The 24491-nt window shown below is 66.2% G+C and carries 26 protein-coding genes; 15 read left to right on the plus strand and 11 right to left on the minus strand.

The window, feature by feature from the left end:
* The first annotated feature begins 11 nt into the window (after positions 1 to 11).
* From HOP53_RS20535 to HOP53_RS20570, 8 genes are all read left to right on the plus strand, one after another.
* Positions 12 to 1835: a methanol/ethanol family PQQ-dependent dehydrogenase gene (locus tag HOP53_RS20535; protein ID WP_234271723.1), complete on the plus strand. Its 1824-nt coding sequence runs from the start codon at positions 12 to 14 to the stop codon at positions 1833 to 1835.
* A 111-nt stretch (positions 1836 to 1946) separates the two neighbouring features.
* Positions 1947 to 2441, plus strand: a complete 495-nt coding sequence (locus HOP53_RS20540) for a c-type cytochrome (protein ID WP_234271724.1) — start codon at positions 1947 to 1949, stop codon at positions 2439 to 2441.
* A 42-nt stretch (positions 2442 to 2483) separates the two neighbouring features.
* Entirely contained in the window at positions 2484 to 3326 is an 843-nt protein-coding gene (locus HOP53_RS20545; RefSeq protein WP_234271725.1) for a quinoprotein dehydrogenase-associated putative ABC transporter substrate-binding protein, read from the plus strand.
* Positions 3323 to 3976 (plus strand): hypothetical protein, encoded by a 654-nt coding sequence (locus HOP53_RS20550; RefSeq protein ID WP_234271726.1) that lies wholly within the window; start codon positions 3323 to 3325, stop codon positions 3974 to 3976. The genes HOP53_RS20545 and HOP53_RS20550 overlap by 4 nt, the downstream gene beginning before the upstream one ends.
* 62 nt (positions 3977 to 4038) lie before the next feature.
* On the plus strand, positions 4039 to 5250 hold the full coding sequence (locus tag HOP53_RS20555; protein ID WP_234271727.1) for an ABC transporter substrate-binding protein: 1212 nt from the start codon (positions 4039 to 4041) through the stop codon (positions 5248 to 5250).
* A complete protein-coding gene (locus HOP53_RS20560; protein ID WP_234271728.1) occupies positions 5238 to 6230 on the plus strand; it encodes a PQQ-dependent catabolism-associated beta-propeller protein in 993 nt (330 codons plus the stop codon). The genes HOP53_RS20555 and HOP53_RS20560 overlap by 13 nt, the downstream gene beginning before the upstream one ends.
* Positions 6227 to 6991 (plus strand): ABC transporter ATP-binding protein, encoded by a 765-nt coding sequence (locus tag HOP53_RS20565; protein ID WP_234271729.1) that lies wholly within the window; start codon positions 6227 to 6229, stop codon positions 6989 to 6991. Before HOP53_RS20560 ends, HOP53_RS20565 begins: the two co-directional genes overlap by 4 nt.
* Positions 6982 to 7782 carry an ABC transporter permease gene (locus HOP53_RS20570; RefSeq protein WP_338073313.1) on the plus strand — a complete coding sequence of 267 codons (801 nt, stop codon included), beginning with the start codon at positions 6982 to 6984 and terminating at the stop codon, positions 7780 to 7782. Before HOP53_RS20565 ends, HOP53_RS20570 begins: the two co-directional genes overlap by 10 nt.
* 40 nt (positions 7783 to 7822) lie before the next feature.
* On the opposite strand, the gene HOP53_RS20575 is transcribed toward HOP53_RS20570, so the two are convergent.
* The 6 genes from HOP53_RS20575 to HOP53_RS20600 all read right to left on the minus strand — a co-directional run bounded on the left by HOP53_RS20575 (position 7823) and on the right by HOP53_RS20600 (position 11407).
* On the minus strand, positions 7823 to 8239 hold the full coding sequence (locus tag HOP53_RS20575) for a c-type cytochrome (RefSeq protein ID WP_234271730.1): 417 nt from the start codon (positions 8237 to 8239) through the stop codon (positions 7823 to 7825).
* Positions 8239 to 8601, minus strand: coding sequence for a hypothetical protein (locus tag HOP53_RS20580; RefSeq protein WP_234271731.1), 363 nt, complete (start codon positions 8599 to 8601; stop codon positions 8239 to 8241). The genes HOP53_RS20575 and HOP53_RS20580 overlap by 1 nt, the downstream gene beginning before the upstream one ends.
* 304 nt (positions 8602 to 8905) lie before the next feature.
* On the minus strand, positions 8906 to 9301 hold the full coding sequence (locus HOP53_RS20585; protein WP_234271768.1) for a hypothetical protein: 396 nt from the start codon (positions 9299 to 9301) through the stop codon (positions 8906 to 8908).
* Positions 9302 to 9387: 86 nt separating this feature from the next.
* A complete protein-coding gene (locus HOP53_RS20590; RefSeq protein ID WP_234271732.1) occupies positions 9388 to 9699 on the minus strand; it encodes an AzlD family protein in 312 nt (103 codons plus the stop codon).
* Positions 9696 to 10415: an AzlC family ABC transporter permease gene (locus HOP53_RS20595; RefSeq protein WP_234271733.1), complete on the minus strand. Its 720-nt coding sequence runs from the start codon at positions 10413 to 10415 to the stop codon at positions 9696 to 9698. Before HOP53_RS20595 ends, HOP53_RS20590 begins: the two co-directional genes overlap by 4 nt.
* Positions 10412 to 11407: an LLM class flavin-dependent oxidoreductase gene (locus HOP53_RS20600; RefSeq protein WP_234271734.1), complete on the minus strand. Its 996-nt coding sequence runs from the start codon at positions 11405 to 11407 to the stop codon at positions 10412 to 10414. Before HOP53_RS20600 ends, HOP53_RS20595 begins: the two co-directional genes overlap by 4 nt.
* Before the next feature lie 171 nt (positions 11408 to 11578).
* Between HOP53_RS20600 and HOP53_RS20605 the strand changes: the two genes are divergently transcribed.
* From HOP53_RS20605 to HOP53_RS20625, 5 genes are all read left to right on the plus strand, one after another.
* Complete coding sequence (locus HOP53_RS20605; RefSeq protein WP_234271735.1) at positions 11579 to 13213, plus strand: BCCT family transporter; 1635 nt, start codon at positions 11579 to 11581, stop codon at positions 13211 to 13213.
* Between the two features lie 75 nt (positions 13214 to 13288).
* On the plus strand, positions 13289 to 13465 hold the full coding sequence (locus tag HOP53_RS20610) for a hypothetical protein (RefSeq protein WP_234271736.1): 177 nt from the start codon (positions 13289 to 13291) through the stop codon (positions 13463 to 13465).
* 12 nt (positions 13466 to 13477) lie between these two features.
* The gene (locus HOP53_RS20615; RefSeq protein WP_234271737.1) at positions 13478 to 14176 is read left to right on the plus strand and encodes an extensin-like domain-containing protein; all 699 of its coding nucleotides are present in this window, start codon (positions 13478 to 13480) and stop codon (positions 14174 to 14176) included.
* Positions 14177 to 14248: 72 nt separating this feature from the next.
* The gene (locus tag HOP53_RS20620; RefSeq protein ID WP_234271738.1) at positions 14249 to 15196 is read left to right on the plus strand and encodes a cobyrinic acid a,c-diamide synthase; all 948 of its coding nucleotides are present in this window, start codon (positions 14249 to 14251) and stop codon (positions 15194 to 15196) included.
* 78 nt (positions 15197 to 15274) lie between these two features.
* Positions 15275 to 16507 carry a toxic anion resistance protein gene (locus HOP53_RS20625; RefSeq protein ID WP_234271739.1) on the plus strand — a complete coding sequence of 411 codons (1233 nt, stop codon included), beginning with the start codon at positions 15275 to 15277 and terminating at the stop codon, positions 16505 to 16507.
* Here HOP53_RS20625 and HOP53_RS20630 read toward each other — a convergent pair.
* The 4 genes from HOP53_RS20630 to HOP53_RS20645 form a co-directional block, all read right to left on the minus strand.
* Positions 16504 to 16857 (minus strand): sll1863 family stress response protein, encoded by a 354-nt coding sequence (locus HOP53_RS20630; protein ID WP_234271740.1) that lies wholly within the window; start codon positions 16855 to 16857, stop codon positions 16504 to 16506. The two genes, HOP53_RS20625 and HOP53_RS20630, sit on opposite strands and share 4 nt — an antisense overlap.
* Before the next feature lie 70 nt (positions 16858 to 16927).
* Positions 16928 to 18199: a GGDEF domain-containing protein gene (locus HOP53_RS20635; protein WP_234271741.1), complete on the minus strand. Its 1272-nt coding sequence runs from the start codon at positions 18197 to 18199 to the stop codon at positions 16928 to 16930.
* Positions 18199 to 19557: a substrate-binding periplasmic protein gene (locus tag HOP53_RS20640; RefSeq protein ID WP_234271742.1), complete on the minus strand. Its 1359-nt coding sequence runs from the start codon at positions 19555 to 19557 to the stop codon at positions 18199 to 18201. Before HOP53_RS20640 ends, HOP53_RS20635 begins: the two co-directional genes overlap by 1 nt.
* Before the next feature lie 225 nt (positions 19558 to 19782).
* On the minus strand, positions 19783 to 20919 hold the full coding sequence (locus HOP53_RS20645) for a PQQ-dependent sugar dehydrogenase (RefSeq protein ID WP_234271743.1): 1137 nt from the start codon (positions 20917 to 20919) through the stop codon (positions 19783 to 19785).
* 121 nt (positions 20920 to 21040) lie between these two features.
* Between HOP53_RS20645 and HOP53_RS20650 the strand changes: the two genes are divergently transcribed.
* Both HOP53_RS20650 and HOP53_RS20655 read left to right on the plus strand, forming a co-directional pair.
* Positions 21041 to 22429 carry an MFS transporter gene (locus HOP53_RS20650; RefSeq protein WP_234271744.1) on the plus strand — a complete coding sequence of 463 codons (1389 nt, stop codon included), beginning with the start codon at positions 21041 to 21043 and terminating at the stop codon, positions 22427 to 22429.
* Positions 22426 to 23175 (plus strand): sulfite exporter TauE/SafE family protein, encoded by a 750-nt coding sequence (locus HOP53_RS20655; RefSeq protein WP_234271745.1) that lies wholly within the window; start codon positions 22426 to 22428, stop codon positions 23173 to 23175. The genes HOP53_RS20650 and HOP53_RS20655 overlap by 4 nt, the downstream gene beginning before the upstream one ends.
* A gap of 20 nt (positions 23176 to 23195) precedes the next feature.
* On the opposite strand, the gene HOP53_RS20660 is transcribed toward HOP53_RS20655, so the two are convergent.
* Complete coding sequence (locus tag HOP53_RS20660; protein WP_234271746.1) at positions 23196 to 24428, minus strand: E22 family MetX-like putative esterase; 1233 nt, start codon at positions 24426 to 24428, stop codon at positions 23196 to 23198.
* Positions 24429 to 24491: the final 63 nt, after the last annotated feature.

Consider the following 24491-nt stretch of genomic DNA (forward strand, 5'->3'; position numbering starts at 1 on the left):
GAGACAACGCCATGCTTAGGGAGACCGGTTATGCCGTAACGGCCATTAGCTTGTTGGCTGTGTCGGTGGCGCATGCCAACCAGAATCAACTCGAACTCCAGCAGAACCCGGAATACTGGGCCACTCAGCTGGGCAACTACCAGGGCAACCGCTTCAGCGAACTGGACCAGATCAACCGCGACAACGTGAACGAGCTGCGCTCGGTGTGGCAGTTCTCCACCGGCGTGCTGCGCGGCCACGAAGGCGGTCCCCTCTATGTCGGCGATGGCCGGCTATATATCCACACCCCCTTCCCCAACAAGGTCTTCGCCCTTGATCTGGAGGACGAAGGACGTGTGGTCTGGAGCTACGAGCCGGATCAGGATTCCCGCGTCATTCCGGTGATGTGCTGCGACACGGTCAACCGTGGCCTGGCCTATGCCGACGGCCGCCTGTTCCTCGGCCAGGCCGACAACACCCTGATCGCACTGGATGCCGAGAGCGGTGAGTTGCTGTGGGACGTCAGCAACGGCGACCACACCGTCGGCGAAACCAACACCATGTCGCCGCTGGTGGTGCATGACATGGTGATCGTCGGTATCAGCGGCGGCGAATACGGTATCCGCGGTCACATGACCGCCTACAACGTCGAGACTGGTGAGATGGTCTGGCGCGGTTATTCCACCGGGCCGGACGACGAAGTGCTGATCGACCCCGAGACCACCCTGATGCTGGGCGAGCCCATCGGCGAGGCCGACCTCGGCGTCTCCACCTGGCCGGAAGACGAGTGGGAGCGCGGCGGCGGGGCACCCTGGGGCTGGGTCACCTACGACCCCGACCTCGACCTGATCTACTACGGTACCGGCAACCCCGGCACCTGGAACCCGGATCAGCGCGCCGTCGACGGCGAGCCGGCCGACAACAAGTGGGCCATCACCGTGTTTGCCCGCGATCCCAACGACGGCTCGGTCAAGTGGGTGTATCAGAAGGTGCCGTTCGACGAGTGGGACTACGACGGCGTCAACGAGAACCAGCTGATCGACGTGGAGTTCGAGGGTGAGGAGCGCAAGGGCCTGGCGATCATCGACCGCACCGGCTTCGGTTTCCTGCTCGACCGTGAAACCGGTGAGCTGCTGGTGGCCGAGAAGTTCGCTCCCGAGACCAACTGGGCCGACAGCTACGACATGGAGACCGGGCGGCCCAACGTCAACGAGGATTACAGCACCTTCCGTCAGGGGGTGAACGTCAACACCACCGACATCTGTCCCACCGCGATGGGCGCCAAGAACATGCAGCCGAGCGCCTACTCGCCGCGTACCGGCCTGATCTATGCCGGCATCAACCGCATCTGCATGAACTACGAGCCCTACGAGACCGAGTACGTGGCCGGTCAGCCCTATGTGGGTGCGACCCTGACCATGATGCCTTCGCCCACCGAGAACGGCCAGATGGAAGGCCGCATGGGCAGCTTCATCGCCTGGGATCCGGTTGCCGGCGAGACCGTGTGGGAGGTCGACGAGCGTTTCGCGGTGTGGAGCGGGGCGTTGGCCACGGCCGGTGATCTGGCCTTCTACGGCACGCTCGAAGGTCACGTGAAGGCGGTGGACATCGAGAACGGTGAGGAGCTGTGGCGCTTCAAGACGCCCTCCGGGATCATCGGCAACGTCAATACCTTCATGCACGAGGGCAAGCAGTACGTGGCCGTGCTCTCCGGGGTCGGCGGCTGGGCCGGTATCGGCCTGGCAGCGGGACTCGAGGATCCCGAAGAGGGCCTCGGTGCCGTGGGCGTGTTCTCCGCGCTGGGTGACTACACCAAGCTCGGTGGCGTGCTGACGGTCTTCGCTCTGCCCGATTGAGCGGGTCTGGCCGGGGCGGGAATGGCCATTTGCCATTCCCGCCCATCCTCTTTCACTTCGGCAGCAGGTGGTCTCCTCGTGGCCGAAGCGGTTACCAGAAGGATGTGCTGCATGACGGTATTTGCACGTTTTCACGTTGTTCCCGCACTGTTCCTCACCCTGGGGCTGGCTTCCGCCGCCCTTGCCGACGAGCATCGCGTCACCGGCGATGGACCCGGCGCCTTTGTCGTCGAGGATGGCAAGGTCGATCCCGATACCTACGAGGGTTACCTCGTCTATACCCGGGCCTGCATGGCCTGCCACGGGCCCGACGGCATGGGCTCCTCGTTCGCCCCCAACCTGATTCGCGCGGCCGAGCGGCGTGGCTGGGAGAACTTCGCCGGCACCATCGCCTCGGGGCGCGAAGTGCAACCCGGGCAGGTGATGCCCTCCTTCGCCGACGACCCCTACGTCATGGGCAACATTCCCAAACTCTTCAGCTACATGCGAGCGCGCGGCGAGGGCGGCCTGGGGCGAGGTCGTCCGCAGATCATCGAGTCGATGCAGGAGCAAGCCGAGGAGAACGGCGACGACAAGGCCGCTGAGGAAGCGAACGCCAAGGAGTGAGCCCGCTCCATTCGCGACATCATTTCCTGAAGCGGAGGATGCATGAGAGCAGCCTGTCGTCAGTCATTGCAGGCGTTGGCCGTGGCCCTGGGGCTGGCCGCTGCCGTGGGTGCCTTAGCCAATCCCCCCGAGCGCCAGGAGCGCGAGGCCCTGCGGGTCTGCGCCGACGGCAACAATCTGCCCTTCAGCAACCAGGCCGGCGAAGGGTTCGAGAACCGTATCGCCGAGCTGATGGCCGAAGACCTCGGCGTGCCGCTGACCTACGTCTGGGCGCCCCAGGTCATGGGCTTCGTACGCAACACCCTGGAGCTGCGCGTATGCGACGTGATGATCGGCGTCGTGGCGGGCTACGACTTCGTGCAGAACACCAACCCCTACTACCGTTCGGTCTATGCGCTGGTGGTACGTGAGGACTCCGAGCTTGACGCCACTCGGCTGAGCGATCCGGTCTTTGCCGGGCGTCGCATCGGCGTGGTGGCCGAGACCCCGCCGCTGGTGCCGCTGCGGCGAACCGGCGCGCGCATCCAGGGCTATCCGCTGATGGTCGATACGCGCGTGCGTGCCCCGGTGCGCGATGCCATTGCCGACGTCGCCGAAGGCGTGACCGAGGGAGCGGTGCTGTGGGGGCCGCTGGCCGGCTACTACGCGGCGCGCCAGGACCCGCCGCTCAAGGTCGTGCCGCTGATCGACGACGACTCAGATGCCACCCTCGACTATCGCATCACCATGGGTGTGCGCCGCGGCGAGCCCCACTGGAAGGACTGGATCAACGACTTCATCGAGCGCCGCCAGGGGGAGATCGACGCCATCCTGCGCGAGTATGACGTGCCGCTGCTCGACCGCCGCGGCCGGCTGCTGGATACGGATGAAGGAGATGGGGCATGAGCCGTGTACGACCATTCGCCCCCCTGCTGCTGGGAGTCGGCTTCACGCTGGCGCTGTTCGCGGCGACCGAGACCGAGGCCCAGCGCGCTGCGGCGGGACCACCCGACTGGCCCTGCGTGCAGCGGCTCATCCCCGAGCTGGCCTGGGGCACCATCTGGACCGGGCCCTCGCCGGAGGAGCTGGAGCAGGACTGGTGGGAGGACGAGGAGGTCGGCCGGGTGGCGCGCTTTGCCACCTCGCGTGCGACGCCGGAAGAACAGGCCCAGGCGCGGGTGCGCGAATTCGTCGAGTCGCTGACCGAGGAGCAGGCCGACGAAGAGGTCGAGCGGCGCCTGACCCTGCTCTTCGCCGGGCTGTTCGAGCTCACCAATCGCGAGCGGCGGCGCACCATCGAAGGGATTCGCAGCGCTTCCCGCGCCCAGCTGGCACGCCTGGCAACCATCTCGGCCATGGTCGACGAACTCGAGGAACGGCGTGCCGAGGAGAGCGCCGACGCGGCCGAGCTCGAGCGACTCTCCGAGGCGCTGTTCTGGGAGCAGCGCACTTTTCAGCAGCGTCAGCAGGCGCTGCCGGCCATGTGCGAGCAGCCCTATCTGCTCGAGGAGAAGCTGTCGCGCATGGTGCGCACGATCATGGCGCGCATGCCATGAAGCATCGGCTAGAGCAGCATGACAACGACAACAGCGGCAGTGCGGCTGCCTGAGGAGTGCTTATGAGTACGCTACCGCGAGCCTTTCGCTGGCTGGCGCTGGGAGGGCTGGCGCTGGGCCTGGGGTGGTCGCCCCTGGTGCCGGCCGATACGCCGGCGTCCATCGTCGTGGGGTATCTGGGCATGGAGCGCCCCGACGACCAGGAGCCGCTCTCGGTGCTCGATCCCGTGATCGACGACGAAGGGCTGCAGGGCGCTCGCCTGGGCATCAACGACAACAACGCCACGGCTCAGTTTCTGGGCCAGGAGTTCGTCTTTCACGAGGCGGTGGTGGCTCAGGGCGGCGACGTCGGCGAGGCGCTGGAGAGCCTGGTCGAGCGGGGCGTCGAGTGGATCGTCAGTGGCCTGCCCGCCGCGGCGCTCAATGAAGTGATGGCGCACCCCGCCCGCGGTGGCCGGGTGGTGTTCAACGCCTGGGCGCCGGACGACGAGCTGCGCGGCGAGGCATGCCACCCGGAGCTCTATCACACCACGCCGAGCCGGCGCATGCTGGCCGACGCCCTGGCCCAGTTCCTTGGCTTCAAGCAGTGGGACCGCTGGGCGCTGGTCTACGGCAACACCGACGAGGATCGCATCCTGGCCGACGTGCTGCGCGCCTCGGCCGAGCGCTACGGCCATCGCGTCGTGGGCGACAGGATGTGGCCTCACGACCCCATGGCACGCCGCGCCGAGGGCGGTTTCCACGCCATCCAGCGCGAGATCCCGGTGTTCCTGCAGGACCTGCCCGAGCACGACGTGCTGGTGATTGCCGACGAGACCGATTATTTCGGCGAATACTTCCCCTTCCAGACCTGGGCCCCACGCCCGGTGGTCGGCACCCAAGGCCTGATGGCCACGCCCTGGCATCGGGCTCACGAGTCCTGGGGCGCGGTGCAGCTGCAGCGGCGCTTCGAGAAGCTCGCCGACCGCTGGATGACGCCGCGGGATTTCGGCGCCTGGCTGGCGCTGCGCTCGCTGGGTGAAGCGACGGCCCGCACCGGCTCCGTCGAGCGCGATGCCGTGCTCGACTACATGCTCAGCGAGGAGTTCGAGCTTGCCGGCTACCTGGGCTTCCCGGTCAGCTATCGCACCTGGAACCATCAGCTACGCCAGCCCATCCTGATCACCGGACCGCGCATGGTGGCCTCGGTGTCGCCACAGGAGGGCTATCTGCATCCACGCACGCCGCTCGATGCACTCGGCGCCGACGAGGGGGAATCACAATGCCGCTTCTGAACCGCATGATCTCGCCCGGCCTGCTCGGGCTGGCGCTGGGGGCGCTGGTGCTACTGCCCGCCAGCGCCCAGGCGGAGCGCATCTTCGTCTCCAACGAGAAGGACAACACCATCTCGGTCATCGATGGGGCGAGCCTCGAGGTGGTGGAGACCATCAGCGTGGGGCGGCGGCCGCGGTCGATGGCCTTCAGCAGCGACGGCAGCGAGTTGTTCGTGGCGGTGGGCGACGACGAGGCCATCGACATGATCGATCTGGAGACGCTGCAGGTGGTGCGCAGCCAGGCCTCGGGCGACGATCCGGAGGTGATCCGCGTCGACCCCAACCGGCCCTACATCTACGTCTCCAACGAGGACGACAACATCGTCTCGGTGCTCGACTACGAGCGTCGCACACTGGTCACCGAGATCCCGGTGGGGGTCGAGCCGGAAGGGCTCGGCATCAGTCCAGACGGGCGCTGGCTGGTCTCCACCACCGAGACTTCCAACATGGCCCACATCATCGACACCGAGACCATGGAAGCGGTGTATCACCGCCTGGTGGGCGCCCGTCCGCGCCACGCCGAGTTCACCCATGACGGCCGTGAGGCCTGGGTCTCGGCGGAGATCGCCGGCACCGTGTCGATCCTCGACATGGAAGAGACCTTCGACGTCAAGCACGTGATCCGCTTCGACGTACCTGGCGTACCGCGGGAAACTGTGCAGGCAGTGGGGGTGGCCTTGACCTCAGACGGTCGCTACGGCTTCGTCGCCCTGGGGCCCTCCAACCGGGTGGCGGTGGTCGACCAGCAGACCTACGAAGTACTCGACTACATCCTGGTCGGCCAGCGGGTCTGGCATCTGGCGCTCAACGGCGACGAAAGCCGGCTCTACACCACCAACGGGGTCAGCGGCGACGTCACCATGATCGAGGTGGATAGCCTGCGGGCCGTCAAGTCGATACCGGTGGGGCGCTTCCCCTGGGGCGTGATCGTCGAGCCGTGAGCGAGGCGAACGATGCAGCCGCACTGGCGCTGGAGGTGGGCGGGCTGAGTTTCGCCTATGCCGGCAGGCCGGCGCTGGACGACGTCTCCCTGGCCGTTAAGGCCGGGGAGTTCGTCGTGCTGCTCGGACCCAACGGCGCCGGCAAGACCACGCTGTTCTCGCTGATCACCCGACTGCACGATCGCCGCCGGGGCGAGATCCGCATCGGCGGCTTCGACGTGCGCCGCCAGGCAGTGCAGGCCCACGCCCGCATCGGCGCGGTGTTCCAGCAGCCGACCCTGGACCTCGATCTCAGCGTGATGCAGAACCTGGCCTACCACGGCGCCCTGCACGGCATGTCGAGCGGAGAAGCGAAGCGGCGCGCGCTGGTTCAGCTCGAGCGGGTGGGGCTGGCCGACCAGCGCCGCACACGGGTACGTCGCCTCTCCGGAGGCCAGCGACGGCGAGTGGAGATCGCCCGGGGCCTGATGCACGAGCCGCGCCTGCTGCTGCTCGACGAACCCACCGTGGGGCTCGACATCGCTTCGCGCCGCGACCTGGTCGAGCATGCCCATCGGCTGTGCGCCGAGGCGGGCGTGGCGGTGCTGTGGGCTACGCACCTGATCGACGAGGTGCGCCCCGGCGATCGGGTCGCGGTGCTGCACCGCGGGCGGCTGCTGGCCGACGAGCACGGCGAGACGTTGACCGCCCGGCTCGGCGTCGAGACCCTGGGCGAGGCCTTCGACCGTCTCGTCGGGGGAAAGGAGACCGCATGCGAGTGATGCCCTGGCTGCACTGTCTGCGCGGCGTAGTGGGGCGGGAGCTGCTGCGCTTCCTGCACCAGCGCAGCCGCTTTCTCGCTGCGCTGGTGCGCCCCCTGGTGTGGCTGTTCGTGTTCGCCGCCGGCTTTCGCATGGCGCTGGGGGTGGCCATGACCGAACCCTACCAGACCTACATCCTCTATGAGGTCTACATCGTGCCGGGGCTGGTGGGCATGATTCAGCTGTTCAACGGCATGCAGAGCTCGCTCTCCATGGTCTACGACCGCGAGATGGGCAGCATGCGGGTGCTGCTGGTCAGCCCCTTCCCGCGCTGGTACCTGCTGGTGTGCAAGCTGCTGGCCAGCACCCTGGTGTCGGTGGTGCAGGTCTACGTCTTTCTGGCCATCGCCTGGGCCTACGGCATCCAGGCGCCGGCGATGGGCTATCTCTACCTGCTGCCGGCGCTGCTGATCACCGGCTTCCTGGTCGGTGCGCTGGGGCTGCTGCTCTCCTCCTTCATCCGCCAGCTGGAGAACTTCGCCGGGGTGATGAACTTCGTCATCTTCCCGATGTTCTTCCTTTCCTCGGCGCTCTACCCGCTGTGGCGCATCCGCGAGGGCAGCTATCTGGTCTATCAGATCGCTGCGCTCAATCCCTTCACCCACGCCGTGGAGATGATCCGCTTCGCCATGTACGAGCGCTTCAACGCCGAGGCGGTGGCGATCAGCGTGGCGGTGGCGGCGGTGCTGCTGGTGCTGGCGATCGTGGGTTATAACCCGTCCCGCGGCATGATGGCCCGCAAGGGAAGCTGAAGCTCCAGCGTCCCCCAAGGGTGGCAGTGACGGCTGAGCGTCAGGGAGTGCCCTGGCTCTCCTGGCCCTGGCTTTCCAGGCTGCGGTACTCCAGATAGTCGATGATGCGCTGGCGGGTGCGCGGGTCGAGCTCCCACAGCACCATGCGGTTGCCGGGCAGGAAGGTGGCGGGCCCGGCCAGGAAGGCGTCGAGGGTGTCGCGATCCCAGGTCAGCTCGGCCTGTTCGAAGGCGGCGGAGTAGTCGAACTCCTCGATGCTGCCCGCCGGGCGCCCGAACACCTCGTGCAGACTGGGGCCGGCCAGGTGGCGGCCGGGTTCGATGCTGTGGCAGCCGACGCACTGGGCGCGGAACAGCCGCTCGCCCTCGGCATGACCGTCAGCCAAGGCCGTCAGCGGAGCGCTCCAGAGCGTGATCGTGGCGAGTAGCAGGCCGGCAGTGAAGCGAGGTCTGGGCATCAGAAGCAGCGCAGGTTGGCGTCGGCCTGGGCCTGGTTCAGGGCCTGCACCTGGTCCTGCATGCCGCGTTCAGTGCGGAACAGCACGCCGAGCTCGCCGCGCTGGTCCTGCATGCCCATTACCGTCTCGACCTGTTCGTAGGTTTCGTAGGGCAGATGCTCGGCGATCACGTCGATGCTGCAGGCGCACTTCTGCATGGTCAGGTAGCTGTTGCCGTTGGCTGCCATGCAGCCCAGCACGTAATCGACGCGGGCTTCGGTAGGGTAGTCGTTGGCCAGGCCGGGCAAGGCGAAGCCAACGAGCAGGCAGGCGAGGAGCGAGGGGCGCAGCACGCGTGCCGTCGTGGTCCGAAGTCGAGGCATTGTTGTTGTCCTCCGGATGATAAGGGCGCATGGAGACGCCGGGAGCGTATGGCTTCAAGGTATGGCAGTCGGCGCTGATTTTCCACCGTGAGCCGTGGCCTATCGCGTCTATGAAGAAAGCCTATGAGCCGTTGGCGGAAGGCCCCGATAATCTGCACAGGTCGGCCGAGGCCGATTGTCTGCAATCCCTGCATGACATTTTCAGCCCGCCGCTCGGCGGGCTTTTTACTGCATGGGACTTTACATGCGCGTGGGACTGTCATGCGCGTGGGACTGTCATGCGCGTGGAGAGCCGAATGGCCGATCAGCTCTTGGGCTTGTCGTCGCGCACCTCGAAATCCCCTTCCAGCAATTCAGGCTCGCTACCGCGATAGTGGGCTTCGCCGGAGTAGGTCTCTCGAGTGTGGGTCTCGTGATAGTGGTAACCGCTGCCGGCTTCCCTGGCTTGCTCGGCGCGTAGCTGTTCAAGGCGCTTCTTCATGCGGTAGCGCACGATCGGCAGCATGGCCCAGCCGAGCAGCAGGAAGAACAGACCAAGCACGGTGCCGACGATCAGCAGCACGCCGAACAGCAGCCAGGTCAGGATCAGCTTGAGTCCGCTCAAGGGGCCGCGAGGAGACTGGCTGGCACGGGTGCGCCACTGCTGGGCGGCCTGCCAGGCGGCGTTGCGGCGTAGATCGTTGGGGTCGAACATGATCATCTCCGGGCGGATTGGTTCCGCCTCACGGGTGTGGTCGGTATCTCTTGGAGACCGCGACACGACAAACGTTCCTGGGCCTCAGGCTATCACAGCCATAGCCGCCACAGGGCGGCGGTCACGATACCGGCAGCGATTGCCGCCAGCGCTTTCTGCGTCGCCAGCATCATGCCGAGCGTGGCCACCAGCGCCAGGCGGGCGCCCCAGTCGCCCTGTACCGCCATCGGCGTGATCACTGCCACCAGCACCGAGCCGGCCATGGCATTGATGAACCGTTCCACCCTGGGGCCGATGGGTACCCGCGACATCACGAACACGCCGCCGGCGCGGGTCAGGTAGGTGACCAGTGCCATGATGAAAATGGCCGCCAGCGCCCCCGCGGCGGTAGCTGGCAGGCTCATGCAGTCGCCTCCCGGGTTGGCCTGGCGGGCACCATCAGGCCGACCAGCCCGCCGGCCAGGGCGCCGACGATGACGTGGGAGTGCGGCGGCAGCCAGACCATGGCGGCCAGGGCCGCCAGGGCGGCGGCACCCCAGGGGGCGAGCATGGAGAGATCACGGCGCCCACCCAGCAGCATGGCCAGGAGGAAGCAGCCCATGATCACGTCGAGGCCGAAGCGCTCGGGCTCTGCGATGCCGCTACCGAAGATCACGCCGAGCAGCGTGCCCGCCAGCCAGGTCAGCCACAGGGCGATGCCGCCGCCCACCAGCATGCCGACGTTGGTCTCGCCGCGCTGACGGTCGGCCACCGCCATGGCCCAATTGGAGTCGCTCATCACTACCAGGCTGCCGTAGCGTTGAGCCGGGGGCAGGTGGGCCAGCCAGGGCTGGATGGCGGCCCCCATCAGCAGATGGCGGGCATTGATGGCGAAGGTGGTGGCGATCAGCGGCAGCAGCGGGATCTCCGGCCCCCACAGCTCCAGGGCGGCGAACTGCGAGGCGCCGGCGAACACCAGCGCGCTCATCAGCATGGCTTCGAACCCCGACAGCCCGCGCGCCAGGGCGGCCACACCGAAGGCCAGGCCGAAGATCACCACGAACAGCGACAGCGGCGCCATGCGCCGGATGCCGACGAGAATGCCGGCGAGATCGAGTTGTGCGCCGGGACGGTCGTTCATGCCCGCCACACCTCGGCGACGACCTCGTAGCTGTGCAGTCGATCCGCGCTGGCAAATGTATCGGTATTGAGCATCAGCTCGTCGGCGCCGGTCAGTTCTAGGAAGCGCTCGAGGCCCGTCCGTACGGTTTCGGGCCCGCCGATCACCGACGCACCCAGGAACTGCTCGACCTGAACCCGCTCCATGGGCGTCCAGTCGAGGGTCTCGACCGGCGGCAACGCGCGGGTGCGCTTGCCCCGTATCATGCCGAGAAACTTCTGGCGGGCGGTGGAGGCGAGGAACTCTGCTCGCTCGTCGCTCTCGGCAGCGATCACCGGCAGGCCCACCATGGCGTAGGGCCGTTCGAGCAGGGCCGAGGGGCGGAAGTTGTCGCGATAGAGGCGCAGCGCCTCGTGCAAATAGCCTGGGGCGAACTGGGCGGCGAAGGCGAACGGCAGCCCCTCGCGGGCGGCCAATTGGGCGCTGTAGCCGCTGGAGCCGAGCAGCCAGAGCGGCACCCTGGTGCCCTGGCCGGGAACCGCGCGCACGCGCTGCTCGGGGCGCTCGTCGTCGAGGAAACCCTGCAGCTCGGCGAGCAGCTCGGGGAAGTTCTCGGCCCCGGCGTAGGGGTCGCGGCGCAGCGCTGCCATGGTGGCGGCATCGGAGCCGGGCGCACGGCCCAGGCCCAGGTCGATGCGGCCCGGGTAGAGGGTCTCGAGGGTGCCGAACTGCTCGGCGATCACCAGCGGCGCATGGTTGGGCAGCATGATGCCGCCGCTGCCCACGCGGATGCGTGAGGTGGCACCGGCGATGTGGCCGATCAGCACTGCGGTGGCGGCGCTGGCGATGCCGTCGAGGCTGTGATGCTCGGCCAGCCAGTAACGGGTGAAACCGAGACGCTCGGTCAACTGGGCCAGGGCCACGCTTTCGGCGAAGCTGTCGGCGATGGTGCCGCCTTGGCGAATGGGCGCCAGGTCGAGCACGGACAGTGGCGTCCGGGAGAGTCGGGACATGATGGCACTCGAAAAAAATGTTTAGCCTGCTTGGTTTTCCTAGAATCCTCTTCTCCGTGCCCCGATGCAATGCCCAAACGCCGGAAGTGAGGCAGACCGAGGGAGGATGGTGTGCCGCTGCGGTCGGGCTGCTAGCATGAGAAGCCCCAAGGACGACTAAGGGAATTCTGTATGGCCAACCATGGAGGGCAGCGGGTCTTCATCGTCTCGGCCCTGATCATCCTGACGCTGGTGGCCGCCGGCGCCAGCTTTCCGGAGGCTTTCGCCAATGCCGCGGATGCCGCTCTCGCCGGGGTCACCCGGCTGTTCGGCTGGTTCTATCTCATCTCGGTGTTCGGCTTCGTCCTCTTCCTGCTGGCGCTGGCCTTCAGCAAGTACGGCAAGATCCGCCTGGGGCCCCAGGACAGCACGCCGAGTTTCAGCTTCTTCTCCTGGGTCAGCATGCTGCTGGCGGCAGGCTTCGGCGTGGGGCTGGTGTTCTACGGCATGGCCGAGCCGATGTTCCACTACATCGAGCCGCCCTACGGCGACGTGCCGGCGGAAACCACCGAGGCGGCGCGCTATGCCATCCAGTACAGCTACTTCAACTGGGGCGTACACCAGTGGGCCGCCTTCTCGGTGGTCGGCCTGATCATCGCCTATTTCCAGTTCCGCAAGGGGCAGGCCGGGCTGGTCTCCTCGGTGCTGTCGTCGATCTCGGCGAAGTATCCCCGGGTTCGTCCCTATGCGCCGACCCTGGACGTGTTCGCGGTGGTGGCCACGGTGATGGGGGTGGCCACTTCGCTGGGCCTGGGCGTGCTGCAGCTCAATGGCGGCTTCAACGCCGTGTTCGGTCTGCCCGAGAGCGTGCTGTGGCAGTTCGTCATCCTGTTCGTGATGTTCCTGGCCTACATGGCCTCCACCTGGTCGGGGCTGGACAAGGGCATCCGGCGGCTCTCCAACCTCAACATGATTCTGTGCATCGGACTGATGCTCTACGTGCTGATCACCGGGCCCACGGTGATGATCCTGGAGACCATCACGCTCGGCATCGGCGACTACCTGCAGAACTTCATCGGCATGAGCCTGCGTATCTCGCCCTTCACCGACAACACCTGGGCGGCCAACTGGACGGTCTTCTACTGGGCCTGGGTGATCGCCTGGTCGCCCTTCGTCGGCACCTTCGTCGCCCGGGTCTCGCGTGGCCGTACCATCAAGCAGTACGTGTTCGGCGTGCTGATCGTGCCGCCGCTGCTGGCCTGCCTGTGGATCGGTGTATTCGGCGGCGCTGCGCTGCACATGGAGCTGGCCGGTGACGCCGGCCTGGCGGCGGCCACCGAGGCCAACATCACCGTGGCGCTGTTCGAGATGTTCGAGCGGATGCCCTACAGCGGTGTGCTGTCAGTGATCGCTATGCTGCTGATCTTCATTTTCCTGGTTACCTCGGCCGACTCGGCGTCCTACATCGTGGCCCAGATGACCGACAACGGTTCGATCAATCCGCCGCTGTTCAAGCGGGTGATCTGGGGCGTGCTGATCGCCGCCATCTGCCTCACCTTGATTGCCGCCGGCGGGCTGACCGGGCTGCAGTCCGCCGCGGTACTCTCGGCGCTGCCGTTCACCTTCATCCTCTACGGCATGATCTTGGTGCTGATCCGCGAGCTGCGCGCCGACCGTCAGGCCATGCTGACCCAGCTCTACCGCCGTCATGGCGAGACCCCGGTGGGTGCCGACGCCTTCGAGGCCGAGGCGTTGGGCGAGCAGGAGCGCCTGCGGCGGGCACCCAACGTGGTCAACCGGCGCATTCATCGGCGCGAGGGAGGCTAGATGGTTGACAGCGGCGGTAGCCAGGCGTGGTGACAGGTCGTAAGCTTGAGAAAGAAACGGTATCGGATGCCTACCATGTCTCTCATTGGCTCACGCCAACGTTCGCTACAGCGCGGCGCCACCCGGCGTCGCCAGCCGCGTCGCCGCTCCTCGGGCGGCTTCGACCGCTGGCTCGACCGCGCGGTGGACGTCGCCGTGATCACGGCCCTGGCGGTGGGGGGCGTGGCGCTGCTCCTTCATCTGTTTCTCTGACGATGAGGTGAGATGCGTTTTCTGCTTGTCCTGATCGTGCTGATTGGCGTGGCTGCGGCCGCCTGGTGGCAGTTCGAGGAGCGTATCCCTCGCCACTGGCACCCTTGGGCGCCGCTGCACGTCGACGACCCCCTGACCCCGGTGACCAAGTGGAAGCTGCATCGCCTGGCCGAGGATCGCGAAGGCTGTCTGGCGGCACTGGCAACGGCGCCCGAGGGCGCGCTGCGCATGACCCCGCTCGACGATCACGAACCGGTGAGCGGCTGCCCGCTGGAAAACGTGGTGCGTGTGCATGGCAGCGAGGTCGAGTTCAACGCCAGCTTCGTGGCGCGCTGCCCGCTGGCGCTGGCCTGGGTGATGTACGAGCGGCAGCGTCTGCAGCCTGCCGCCGAGGCCCACTTCGATGTGCGTGTGGCGCGGGTCGAACATTTCGGCAGCTTTGCCTGTCGTAACGTCTACGGTCGCGAGAGCGGACGCCTCAGTGAGCATGCCACCGCGGAGGCGCTCGACGTGGCGGCATTCCACCTGGCCGATGGGCGACGTATCACGCTGCTCGACCACTGGGACGACGAGGATGCGCGGGGAGACTTCCTGCGCGATGCGCGTGACGGCGCCTGCGACCTGTTCGGTAACGTGCTGGGGCCGAAGTACAATCGCGCCCATGCCGATCACTTCCACTTCGGCATGCGCGGCTTTCGCCTGTGCCGCTGAGGCCGTCAGGCTCGCGCCGCGTCGCCGGCCCCCGTACACTCAGATGCATCTACCCGCTGGCGCACGAGGCTTATGCTGGGATTTCTGCAGGGATTCGCTTACGGGCTGTTCGTCACCTGCCTGCCGTGGTGTCTGGTCGGGTTGGCCAACCCGCGGCTGGCGGTGCCCACCGACAACCCCAATCGCTTCCAGGTACTGTTTCGCTACTGCCTGCTGGTGCCGTTCATCAGCATGGTGCTGTGGCTGACCTCGCTGTGGGGCGGCTTTGGCCCCAGCCTGAGCGGCTGGTTGGCCGGGCTGGTGGCGGTCGCGGTGGCGCTGCCCGTGGAACGGGGCTGGCGTCGCTGGCGCAGTCGGCGACATCAGCGGCGCCTGCAGGAGCGGCTCGCGGCAGAGGCCGAGCGTCAACGCGCCGACCGTGAGCGTGCGGCCCGGGAAGCGGGGGTGGCCGAGCTCGACCCGGCCCGACCGCCGGTGGGGGCCGATGAGCTGACCCTGGCACTGTGTCGGGTCAAGCAGCAGCTACTCGACGTCAGGCGCGGCGACCTGGCAAGCCAGGTCGACCGTTTCTATACCCGCTATACCCATGTGATGGAACTGCTCGCCGCCCGTTTCGACAAGAGCGAGCTGGCCTTCGAGCGCTCGCGCAGTCTGATCACCGAGGTCTGCCTCGGGGCGGTGGACACCTTCACCTCCATGGCGGCCCAGGCGCGGGGGGTGATGGGGCTGGATGACGCATACGTGCGCCGCCGCCTGACCCAGGAGGGCAGCCAGCTCTCCGTCGAGGAGCGCATCGCGCTCAAGCGCCGCCTGGAGCTGATCGAGGAGACCGACCGGCGCCTGCGACGCCTGGTGGCGCGCAACGAGTCGGCGCTGACCCTGCTCGACGATACCGCAGTGGCCCTGGCGCGGGTCGAGACCGGGCGACCCCAGGCGTCGCTTGCCACCGACCGGGCGCTGGAAGAGTTGCGTCGCTTCATCGAGGGGGCAGAGCGCTACAGCCGCAGCGAACGTCGTTGAATGTATGCCCAGCCTGATCGCGCAGCGTCAGGAGCGGAATTGCTATGGTAGGGGAAAGGCCTGAATGGGGAAGTACTCATGAAGCAGTCGTCTGAACGCGGCTCACCGCTCTCGCTGCCGCCGGTGGAGGAGATCGCCAGCGAACTCGAGGCGGTGGCGCCCGAGCCGAAGGATAGCGAGGAGATCGTCGTCGACGACCCTGAGCTGGAGCAACTGGCGAATGCCTTCGTCGACGACGTGCTGTCCAGCGAAGGCGCCGAGCTCGATCGCCAGCGTCGCGCGGTGGACGAGATGGGGCTCGAGCTGCAGCAGCAGGCGGCGCATCACAGCGAGATGCTGCAGGCGCCGCTGCGCAAGCTGGCACACCAGGGCGACGAGGGCGGCCCGGTGGCCAAGGCATTGATCGACCTGCGCGGCCACATGCAGGAGCTCGATCCGCACCAGCACCGCCTGGCCTCGGGGCCGTTCGACCGGCTACTGTCACGCATTCCGGGTGCCGGCAGCCGTGTTCAACGCTACTTCCGCAAGTTCGAAAATGCCCAGCAGGCGCTGGACGCCATCATCGCCGACCTGGAAGGCGGTCGCGACATGCTGCGCCGCGACAACATCACCCTCAGCGACGATCAGGAGAGCCTGCGTCAGCTGCTTGGTCGGCTGCAGCGGCAGATCGTCCTGGGTCGTCTGATCGACCAGCGTTTGATACAGGCCCTGGAGCGGCTGGGCGACGATCACCCTCAGCGAACCTTCATTGAGGAGGAGCTGCTCTTCCCGCTGCGCCAGCGCATCGTCGATCTGCAGCAGCAGCAGGCGGTCAGCCAGCAGGGCGTGCTGGCGCTGGAAGTGATCATTCGCAACAACCGCGAACTGATTCGCGGCGTCGACCGGGCGATCCACGTTACCGTGTCGGCGCTGACGGTGGCGGTTGCGGTGGCTCTGGCCCTGGCCAATCAGCGCCTGGTGCTGGATCGGGTGGAGTCGCTCAATACCACGACCTCGGAGATGATTGCCGGAACGGGCAAGGCGCTGCGTCAGCAGGGGGTGGAGATCCAGACCCGTGCCGCCTCGGCCCAACTCGACATGCAGGCGCTGGAGCAGGCTTTCGATGACGTGCTGGGTGCCATCGACGATCTGTCGCGCTATCGCCAGGAAGCGCTGCCCCAGCTCGACGCCCAGATCGACCGCCTGGCACAGCTGACGCACCAGGGTGGGGAGTCGATCGAGAGGCTGCAGCGCGGCAACGAGGTCCACTCCCAGGATGCGGAAGAGAAGAAGCAGCTGCCACCCAAGGACAAGGGCGAGAAAGAGGGCTAAGGCGAGCCACCTGGCGATCGGGAGCCTGGGCTTTCCTCATCCGCTTCATTTACGTCCTTGGGCGGTGGCTCGTGGCGCTGAGCATCGCTCAGCGCCTTGCGTAACAGCTCCCAGGCGTCGTCGAACCCCTGCTGCAGCGAATCCCAGGCCGCCTCGCCGGCGTACTGCAACTCCTCGAGGCGGCGCTGGGTTTCGTCGCGACGCCGCTTGAGGCGCTCGATATCGTCCTGATAACGGTGCTGCGCCTCGGCGCTGGCCTTGCGTGCGCGGGCAACCAAGGCCTCGATCTCGGTGTTCCATTCGTCCAGTTGGGCCTTCATCTGCTCGACGAACTCGTCGCGTCTGCTCATACGCTTGCTCCGCCTCCGGCTGGGTCTACTCTATCGATTCCATACTACCGGACCGGTTCCCCGGCACTGCTCAGGTCTGGACGGCGACCCGGTCACGCCCCTGGCGCTTGGCTCGATAGAGCTGGTGATCGGCCTCGGCCAGCAGCGCCTCGAAGCCGGCAACGTCGTCCTGTGCGGGGTAGCTGCTGGCCACGCCGAGGCTGGCGGTGACCCGGCCCGCTTGGGTGGCGTGGGCATGAGGAATGTCGAGCGCGTGGATCTCCTTCTGGATGCGTTCGGCTACCCGTTGGGCGCCTGCCAGATTGGTCTCCGGCAGCACGCAGACGAACTCCTCGCCGCCATAGCGTGCGACCAGGTCGGAAGGACGATGGATCACGCGGGTAAGCGAGTGGGCGACGGCTCGCAGGGTGTCGTCGCCGGCCACGTGGCCGTAGTGGTCGTTGAACTCCTTGAAATGGTCGATATCGATGAAGATCACCGAGATGTCATGATTGCCTTGCTGGGCGCGCTGCCACTCCTGACTGAGGAAGGCATCGAAGTGGCGGCGGTTGGCAATGCCGGTCAGGCCATCCATGGTGGAGATCTGCTGCAGCTGATCGCGCTGGTCGAGACCGTGCTGGAAGGCCTGCAGCAGCCGGTCGACGCTCTCCACCAGATGCCCCAGCTCATCGTTACCATGTACTCCCATGACCGGCTTGGACCAGCGCCCGGGCTGACTGGGGTCGGTCTCGGTGATCGCTGCGTGCACCTTGAGCAGGGGGCGGGTGATGAACCAGTGGAAGACCAGTGCCAGCAGGGCCGCAATGGCCAGGGCCTTGGCCACGCCGAGAGAGAAGATCAACTGACTGCGATCGATGAAATCGCGGGACAAGCTGTCGAGAGATAGCGTCAACTCCAGCTCGCCAATTGATGTGGGCGCATTGTCGGAGCCTATCTGATAGACCAGCGGTTTGCGGTAGTGGAGGATATCGGCGAACAGAGCCTGAACCATCCAGCTGGAGGTATCGGAGTCGTCGTGCCGACGTTCAGCCATGACGCGACCGAAATCGTCGCTGATGGTGACGCTGGCAATCCGCCCGCCGCTGAGCAGGCCTTCGGCCACCTGTGTCGCCAGTTCAGGATTGAGCTGGAAGGCCGCTTCGGCGGCAGTGCCGTGTACCAGGTCGATACGGTAGTGCGTTTCGAGGACGATCTCGTGACGCATCGCACGGGCGTCGAGCGCCAGCTCGACGATGCCGGCAATGATGCTGAGCAGAAGTGCGATGGCCAGAGTGAGGCCGGCCTGCTTGGCGGTCAGGCTGCGTCTACCGGCCCGGCGATCCATGCCAGGAATATATTTCACTAGGGTACCTCCGCTTCGGCATGAATGCGGTCGATGGCGGCCTGCAGCCGCGAGACGAACTGATCGGGAACCGAAGGGTGACAGGCGAGATAGAGATCGACCTCGTTGAAGGTGAACAGAGGGCGCAGTGACAGGTCGGCTTCGGCGGCGAGGTAGTCGGCCGCCTGTGCCCCGGTGACCCAGACGTCGATTACTCCGCTCTGCAGACGATTGACGTTTTCGCGCTCGGCGCTGGTGACGACGACGGGAATGCCTTGGCTGGCGACATATCGACCCACTGCGTCCTCACGAAAGCTGCCGACACGCAGCTCGGACAGGTCCGTCAGCGAGTCGGCTGCGATGTCGGTGTTCTCCAGGGCGAAGGCGGTCCAGGTGCTGGAGGTCAGCGGCCCGATCCAGGTGAACAGGGATTCGCGCTCGGGTGTACGGGTCGTGGAGTAGACGCAGTGGCGTTCGCGCAGCTGGGCCTCGGTATAGGCGCGAGCCCAGGGCAGCAGGCGGAAGTCGGCCTCGAGGTCGGCGGCGTTCAGCGCCGTGCGCAGCAGCTCGGTGGACGAGCCGATGATGCTGCCGTGTTCATCCAGGTAGTTGTAGGGAGGGTACTCCTCGGTATTGAAGGCGATGGTGCCGCCGAGGATTTCACTCAGCACGCCGCCCTCGCGCAGGTTGTTCAGCGCCGCCTGCATCTTGGCCACCAGCTCGGGGTCCGTGTCCCGGTTCAGGGCGTAGTAGAGGTCGGATTCGCTGATGGTCAGGGCCGGGGTGTAGTCAGTGGTCGGCAGGCCCTCTTCATTCATCAGCCAGAAGGCCACGTCCTCGCCATAGGCCCACAGGTCGACCCGGCCCCGCTCGAGCATGCGTAGGGCACTGGCACCTGACATCGCCGCATGGATCTGGGTTTCCGGCACTCCGGCTTCCTGCAGCCGTTGGGCGCCGATGTCCTCGCGGATCACGGCAATACGGTAGTCACCGGCGATCACGTCGTCGATATCGTTCAACTGGATGCCGCTGCCGCGGCGAGCGATCAGGGCCACCCTGTCCGTGGCAATGGGCCCCACCCACTGGAACAGCTCCTCGCGCTGTTCGGTGCGGGTGGTGGAGAACAGCACCGTGCCGGGCTCGTTGAGGGCCGTCTCGTAACCGCGGGCCCAAGGATAGAACAGCACGTCCTCGCGGGACAGGGAGGTACCGGTTTCGGCGAAGATACGTTCGAGGAGTTCGATGGATATGCCTTCGAGTCGACCTTCCTGCCGATAATTGTAGGGTGGGTATTCCTCGGTGATGAAGGTCAGCTCCTCCAAGGCCTCTGCTGCTGAAAGCGGCAGCAGGACCAGCATCATCGTCAACCTTTTTCTCATGCGTTCCCCACCCTGCCAGCTTGTTCTTTTGATTACTGTCTGGTGACGAGAGTCACGCTGCCAAGCGTCGACTTCCTGCCAGAGGGCAGATAACAGCGCCACCGGACAAAGCTGTTTAACTCAGGTTAACAGTGATAATGCCCGGCGGTGCGTGAGAAAGGAAGGATTCCACTCCACGCAAGACAAGCCGGCCCGAAGCCGGGCCGGCAAAATGTAGCGCACGTGTTACTCTTCCGGTTCGAGCCGATAGAGCGTGCCGTTATCGTCACCGATGAGGGCGTAGAGGTAACCCTCGGGGCCCTGGCGGATGTCGCGCACCGGCCCCAGCGATTCGTCGAGGAGCGCTTCCTTTTCTGTCACCTCATCGCCGTTCACTTCGAGGCGATAGATTTGACCGCTCTCCAGGCCGCCCACCAGCAGGTTGCCCTGCCACTGCGGGTAGCGTTCACCGTCGACCACGGCCAGGCCTGCAGGAGAGACGTCCGAGGAGAAGCGATGCACGGGCTCGATGACCTCCTCGTCGGTGAACAGCTCACCGCTGGCGATGTCGTCGAGCAGGTCCGCGCCGGCGGCTTCCTCGCTGTCGTCGTCCTCCGGCCAGCCGTGATTCTCGCCGCTGCGAATGCGCATGAGCTCGTCATGTCCGTTGCCGCGGGCTTCCACGGCCCAGACGTCGCCTCTATCGCGATCCACGGCCAGCCCCAGCACGTGGCGATGGCCCCAGGAGTAGATCTCCGGCAGGTAGCCCACGTCCTCGAAGCGAGGATTGTCCTCGGGTGCCAGACCCTGAGGGCCGAGCCGCAGGATCGAGCCGGCGTGATCGTTGGTGTCCTGGGCCCGTTCGGGCGAGTCGCGGTCGCCGACCGACATCAGCAGGGTGTCGTCGCCCATCCAGGCCAGGCGTGAGCCGGCATGGGGGCCGGGCTCGGAGCGACGGTTCTCCTCGAACAGCTCTTCCACGTCCGTCAGCCGATTGCCGGCCAGGCGACCGCGGGCCAGGGCCGTGGCGGTGGAGTCGGCGTCGCCACTGGCATAGGTGAAGTAGATCCAGCCGGTATCGGGATAGTCGGGCGAGGCGGCAATGTCGAGCAGCCCGCCCTGGTCGTCGCTCTGAATGCCGGGCAAGTCGTCGATCGTCTCCCTTTCGTCGTTGTAGAAGGTCTGAATCCGCCCGCCGCGCTCGCTGACCAAGTAGAGGCCACCAGGCAAGATAGCCACACCCCAGGGGCGCTCCAGCTCTTCCGCCACCGCTACCAGCCTCAGCGTCTGATGCTCGGTCGTCAATGTCACTTCGTCGGCGCTCGTTGCCGTGGCGAGCACGGCCAGTGCCAGCAGGGGGGTACCGCTCCAGCGTCCTTTCATGATTCACCTCCAGTCCATGTGTGACCCTCAGTGTAGTGAAAGCCGCCCCAGCGTCATTTTTGCGTCGGATTGCTGGTAGGCTAGCGCTTCGGGAAGGTCCCGCAGGCATGAGGAGAGTGGGATGAGCGTGATACCGGCGGCCAGCAGTGCTGGCGCCAGGCAGCGGGCATCGAAGAAGGAGATCCTGGGCTGGGCGATGTTCGATTTCGCCAACCAGGCCTATACGCTGCTGATCATCACCGTGGTGTTCGGCGAGCTGTTCACTACCGTCATCGTCGGGGATCGCGGCGACGGCTTTCGTCTTGCCAACCTGCTGTGGAGCCTGGCTCTGGCGACGAGCTATCTGCTGGTGGTGATCACCGCACCGCTGTGCGGCGCGGTGATGGACTACCAGGCGGCCAAGAAGCGCTTCCTGTTCATCAGTTACATCGCCACCGTGATTGCTACGGCGCTGCTCTATTTCGTGGCCCCGGGCTACGTCATGCTGGGCGTGCTGCTGATCGTGGTGTCCAACTATGCCTACTCCATGGGCGAGTCGTTCATTGCCGCCTTTCTGCCCGACCTCGGCCCGCCGCAGGATCTGGGCAAGATCTCCGGTTTCGGCTGGGCGCTGGGCTACGTCGGCGGTCTGTTCGCAGCTGGCTTCACGCTGGTGGTGCTGGGGGAGGCCAGTGCCGACAACTTCGAGCGTATACGCTGGGTCGGCCCCTTTGCCGCAGCGTTCTTCCTCATCACCGCCATTCCCACCTTTGTGTGGCTGAAGGAGCGCGGCACGCCTCAGCCGCACCGCAAGCGCTATCGGGAGATCGCCTGGGAGCGGGTCTCCACCACGCTCCATGAGCTGCGGCGTTTTCGCGATCTGGGCATCTTCCTGGTGTCGCTGCTGTTCTCCATGGCCGGGGTCTACATCATCATCGCCTTCGCCTTCATCTACGGCGCCCAGGTGATCGGCTGGGACGAGGCGGTGCGCAACATCATGTTCATCATCGTGCAGATCACGGCGGCCGCCGGCGCGCTGGGCTTCGGCTTCATCCAGGATCGCATCGGCACCAAGTTCACCTACCAGCTGACCCTGCTGCTGTGGGTGGCGGCGATTCTGGCCATCTGGGCCACACCGGAGGTCACCGCCTTCCTCAATGCCGCCTTCGGCCTCGACTGGGAGGCCCAGCACCTGTTCCTGTTCGTCGGCTGTCTGGCGGGGCTCTCACTGGGCTCCAGCCAGTCGGCCAGCCGCGCCCTGGTCGGGCTGTTTTCGCCGACGCGCAAGGCCGCCGAGTTCTTCGGTTTCTGGGGGCTGGCCAACAAGCTGGCCGGGGTCTTCGGCATCATCGCGCTCGGACTGCTGCAATCCGTGGTGGGGCTCCAGGCGTCGATCCTGTTGTGCGCGGCGCTGTTCATCGTAGCCATGCTCATCTGCCTGGCGGTCGACCAGGCCCGCGGGCAGCAGGCGGCGGCCGAATGGGAGGCGCATAACGGCGTCTCTGTGACCGACAAGGAAGCAACGACATGACGCTCGATTTCCTGCTGCTGGCACTGGTCGCGTTCACCTTCGTCGTGGCCGGCCTGGTCAAGGGAGTGATCGGCATGGGCATGCCCACGGTGTCGCTGGCGCTGCTCGCGGCCACGGTGGGCCTGCCCTCGGCCATGGCGCTGCTGCTGGCCCCCACCATCATCACCAACGTCTGGCAGGCACTGGTGGGGGGCTACCTGAAGCAGATCGTATGGCGCCTGTGGCCCTTCCTGCTGGCGTCGGTGGTCACCGTGTGGCTGGGCGTGGCCGTTCTGGCCCGGGTCGACGTGCGCTGGCTCTCGGGGCTGCTCGGAGTGCTGATCGCCTTCTACGCCCTGGCCGGGCTGTTCAACCTCGGCCTGGGCAAGCTGGTCAGCCGCGGCCGGCATGCCGCGCCGGTCAACGGGGCGCTGACCGGCCTGCTCACCGGCATGACCGGCTCCTCGGTGTTTCCCGGTGTGGCCTACCTGCAGTCTCTCGGCCTGCCGCGGGACATGCTGATCCAGGCCATGGGGGTGCTGTTCGTGGTCACTACCATGGCTCTCGGTCTCTCCATGGGCGGCCAGCGCCTGCTCAGCGTGGAGCTGGGCCTGCTATCGCTGGGAGCGGTAGTACCGGCTCTGGTAGGCATGCAGCTTGGTCAGCGGCTGCGTCAACGGCTCTCGGAAACCACCTTCCGGCGGATCTTTCTGAGCGGCCTGCTGGCCATGGGGGGCTACCTGCTGGCACGGTCGCTACTCGGCTAGGCGGGTAGCGACCGCTTGCTTCACTCGGCCAGGAACGCGCGGATGCGATCACCTGCCTGATCGATGCCGAGGACACCATCCAGGTGGCCACGCTTGCCTTCGAGGGTCACCAGTTCCACGTCAGCGCCACCGGCTTCGATCATCTCGGCGGTCTTGCGTATGCCTTGCGGAGCGAAGACCAGATCGTTCTCGCTGTAGAGGATCAGGGTGGGTGCCTCGATGCGGGCGAGCCCCTCTTCCAGGCTTTCGCCGTGGCCGGCGATGAACGCCTGGTTGGCCTTGACCAAATAGAGCAGGTGGTTGGCGTCAGCCAGTTCGGCACGGGCCGCAGCGATGTCGTCGAGCGTCTGCTCGATGGCGTAGCGCGCGTCGAGCTCACGGGCCGGATCGGCATCCTCGTCGGCCCAGCTGCGGTCGAAAGTCTCGTTGGCCCAGAGCCAGTGGTTGGCGTTCAGCGTCACCAGCTTGAGCGCTTCGCGCAGCCCGTCCAGTGGCGGCTCGCCGTCATAGTAGTCGCCTTCGTTCCAGTTGGCGTCCAGGCGAATGGGGGCAGCCCAGGCGCTCAGGGTCGCCAGCAGCCAGGGATCGGCAGCGCCACCGCCGATCACCGGAATCAGCCGCTCGACCCGCTCGGGATAGGCGCTGGCCCACTCGTAGGCCTGCAGCGCTCCCATGGAAGGCCCCATCACGGCATGCAGCCGTTCGATGCCCTGGCTCTCGAGCAGGGCCTTCTGTACCTCGACGAAGTCGCGAATGGTGACCAGCGGAAAGTCGGTGCCCCAGGGCTCGCCGGTCTCGGGGTTGGGCGTGGCCGGTCCGGTGGTGGTGACGTTGGGGTCGTGGGCGTTGAGGTTGACCAGGGTGTCCGAGGCGATGATGTAGTACTCGTCGGTATCCAGTGGCTTGCCGGGACCGATGATGGCATCCCAGTAGCCGGGTGCCGCATCGTCTTCGGCGTAGCGGCCCGCGGCATGGCTGGTGCCGGAGAAGAAGTGGGTGATCAGGATGACGTTGTCCTTCTCCTCGTTGAGGGTGCCGTAGGCCTCCCAGCCGATGCGCACCGGCGCGATGGTGTCGCCGCCGATGGTGGTGTATTCGTCCATTTCGAAGACTTGCTTTTCCACCATTCCGTCCCATGCCGCCAGCGGCATGCTGGCCAGCAGGGCCGTGATCATGGCGGCACCGATCAGCGTCGGGGCAAGAGGGGAATGGCGCTGGGCAATCATGGTCGAATGTTCGATGCGGTCGTGCATGTGGCTATCCTTGTCGTTATTGAATAGATGGACGTTATTGAATCGATAGATGTCTTGAAGCGA

Origin of the sequence: Billgrantia ethanolica, assembly GCF_021404305.1 — a bacterium.
Lineage (GTDB): Bacteria > Pseudomonadota > Gammaproteobacteria > Pseudomonadales > Halomonadaceae > Halomonas > Halomonas ethanolica.

Bases quoted from the DNA above. Each gene is read 5' to 3' on its own strand.
- HOP53_RS20535 (WP_234271723.1), top strand. From the start codon at position 12: ATGCTTAGGGAGACCGGTTATGCCGTAACGGCCATTAGCTTGTTGGCT.
- HOP53_RS20540 (WP_234271724.1), top strand. From the start codon at position 1,947: ATGACGGTATTTGCACGTTTTCACGTTGTTCCCGCACTGTTCCTCACC.
- HOP53_RS20545 (WP_234271725.1), top strand. From the start codon at position 2,484: ATGAGAGCAGCCTGTCGTCAGTCATTGCAGGCGTTGGCCGTGGCCCTG.
- HOP53_RS20550 (WP_234271726.1), top strand. From the start codon at position 3,323: ATGAGCCGTGTACGACCATTCGCCCCCCTGCTGCTGGGAGTCGGCTTC.
- HOP53_RS20555 (WP_234271727.1), top strand. From the start codon at position 4,039: ATGAGTACGCTACCGCGAGCCTTTCGCTGGCTGGCGCTGGGAGGGCTG.
- HOP53_RS20560 (WP_234271728.1), top strand. From the start codon at position 5,238: ATGCCGCTTCTGAACCGCATGATCTCGCCCGGCCTGCTCGGGCTGGCG.
- HOP53_RS20570 (WP_338073313.1), top strand. From the start codon at position 6,982: ATGCGAGTGATGCCCTGGCTGCACTGTCTGCGCGGCGTAGTGGGGCGG.
- HOP53_RS20575 (WP_234271730.1), bottom strand. From the start codon at position 8,239: ATGCCCAGACCTCGCTTCACTGCCGGCCTGCTACTCGCCACGATCACG.
- HOP53_RS20580 (WP_234271731.1), bottom strand. From the start codon at position 8,601: ATGCCTCGACTTCGGACCACGACGGCACGCGTGCTGCGCCCCTCGCTC.
- HOP53_RS20585 (WP_234271768.1), bottom strand. From the start codon at position 9,301: ATGATCATGTTCGACCCCAACGATCTACGCCGCAACGCCGCCTGGCAG.
- HOP53_RS20590 (WP_234271732.1), bottom strand. From the start codon at position 9,699: ATGAGCCTGCCAGCTACCGCCGCGGGGGCGCTGGCGGCCATTTTCATC.
- HOP53_RS20595 (WP_234271733.1), bottom strand. From the start codon at position 10,415: ATGAACGACCGTCCCGGCGCACAACTCGATCTCGCCGGCATTCTCGTC.
- HOP53_RS20600 (WP_234271734.1), bottom strand. From the start codon at position 11,407: ATGTCCCGACTCTCCCGGACGCCACTGTCCGTGCTCGACCTGGCGCCC.
- HOP53_RS20605 (WP_234271735.1), top strand. From the start codon at position 11,579: ATGGCCAACCATGGAGGGCAGCGGGTCTTCATCGTCTCGGCCCTGATC.
- HOP53_RS20610 (WP_234271736.1), top strand. From the start codon at position 13,289: ATGTCTCTCATTGGCTCACGCCAACGTTCGCTACAGCGCGGCGCCACC.
- HOP53_RS20615 (WP_234271737.1), top strand. From the start codon at position 13,478: ATGCGTTTTCTGCTTGTCCTGATCGTGCTGATTGGCGTGGCTGCGGCC.
- HOP53_RS20620 (WP_234271738.1), top strand. From the start codon at position 14,249: ATGCTGGGATTTCTGCAGGGATTCGCTTACGGGCTGTTCGTCACCTGC.
- HOP53_RS20625 (WP_234271739.1), top strand. From the start codon at position 15,275: ATGAAGCAGTCGTCTGAACGCGGCTCACCGCTCTCGCTGCCGCCGGTG.
- HOP53_RS20630 (WP_234271740.1), bottom strand. From the start codon at position 16,857: ATGAGCAGACGCGACGAGTTCGTCGAGCAGATGAAGGCCCAACTGGAC.
- HOP53_RS20640 (WP_234271742.1), bottom strand. From the start codon at position 19,557: ATGAGAAAAAGGTTGACGATGATGCTGGTCCTGCTGCCGCTTTCAGCA.
- HOP53_RS20645 (WP_234271743.1), bottom strand. From the start codon at position 20,919: ATGAAAGGACGCTGGAGCGGTACCCCCCTGCTGGCACTGGCCGTGCTC.
- HOP53_RS20650 (WP_234271744.1), top strand. From the start codon at position 21,041: ATGAGCGTGATACCGGCGGCCAGCAGTGCTGGCGCCAGGCAGCGGGCA.
- HOP53_RS20655 (WP_234271745.1), top strand. From the start codon at position 22,426: ATGACGCTCGATTTCCTGCTGCTGGCACTGGTCGCGTTCACCTTCGTC.
- HOP53_RS20660 (WP_234271746.1), bottom strand. From the start codon at position 24,428: ATGCACGACCGCATCGAACATTCGACCATGATTGCCCAGCGCCATTCC.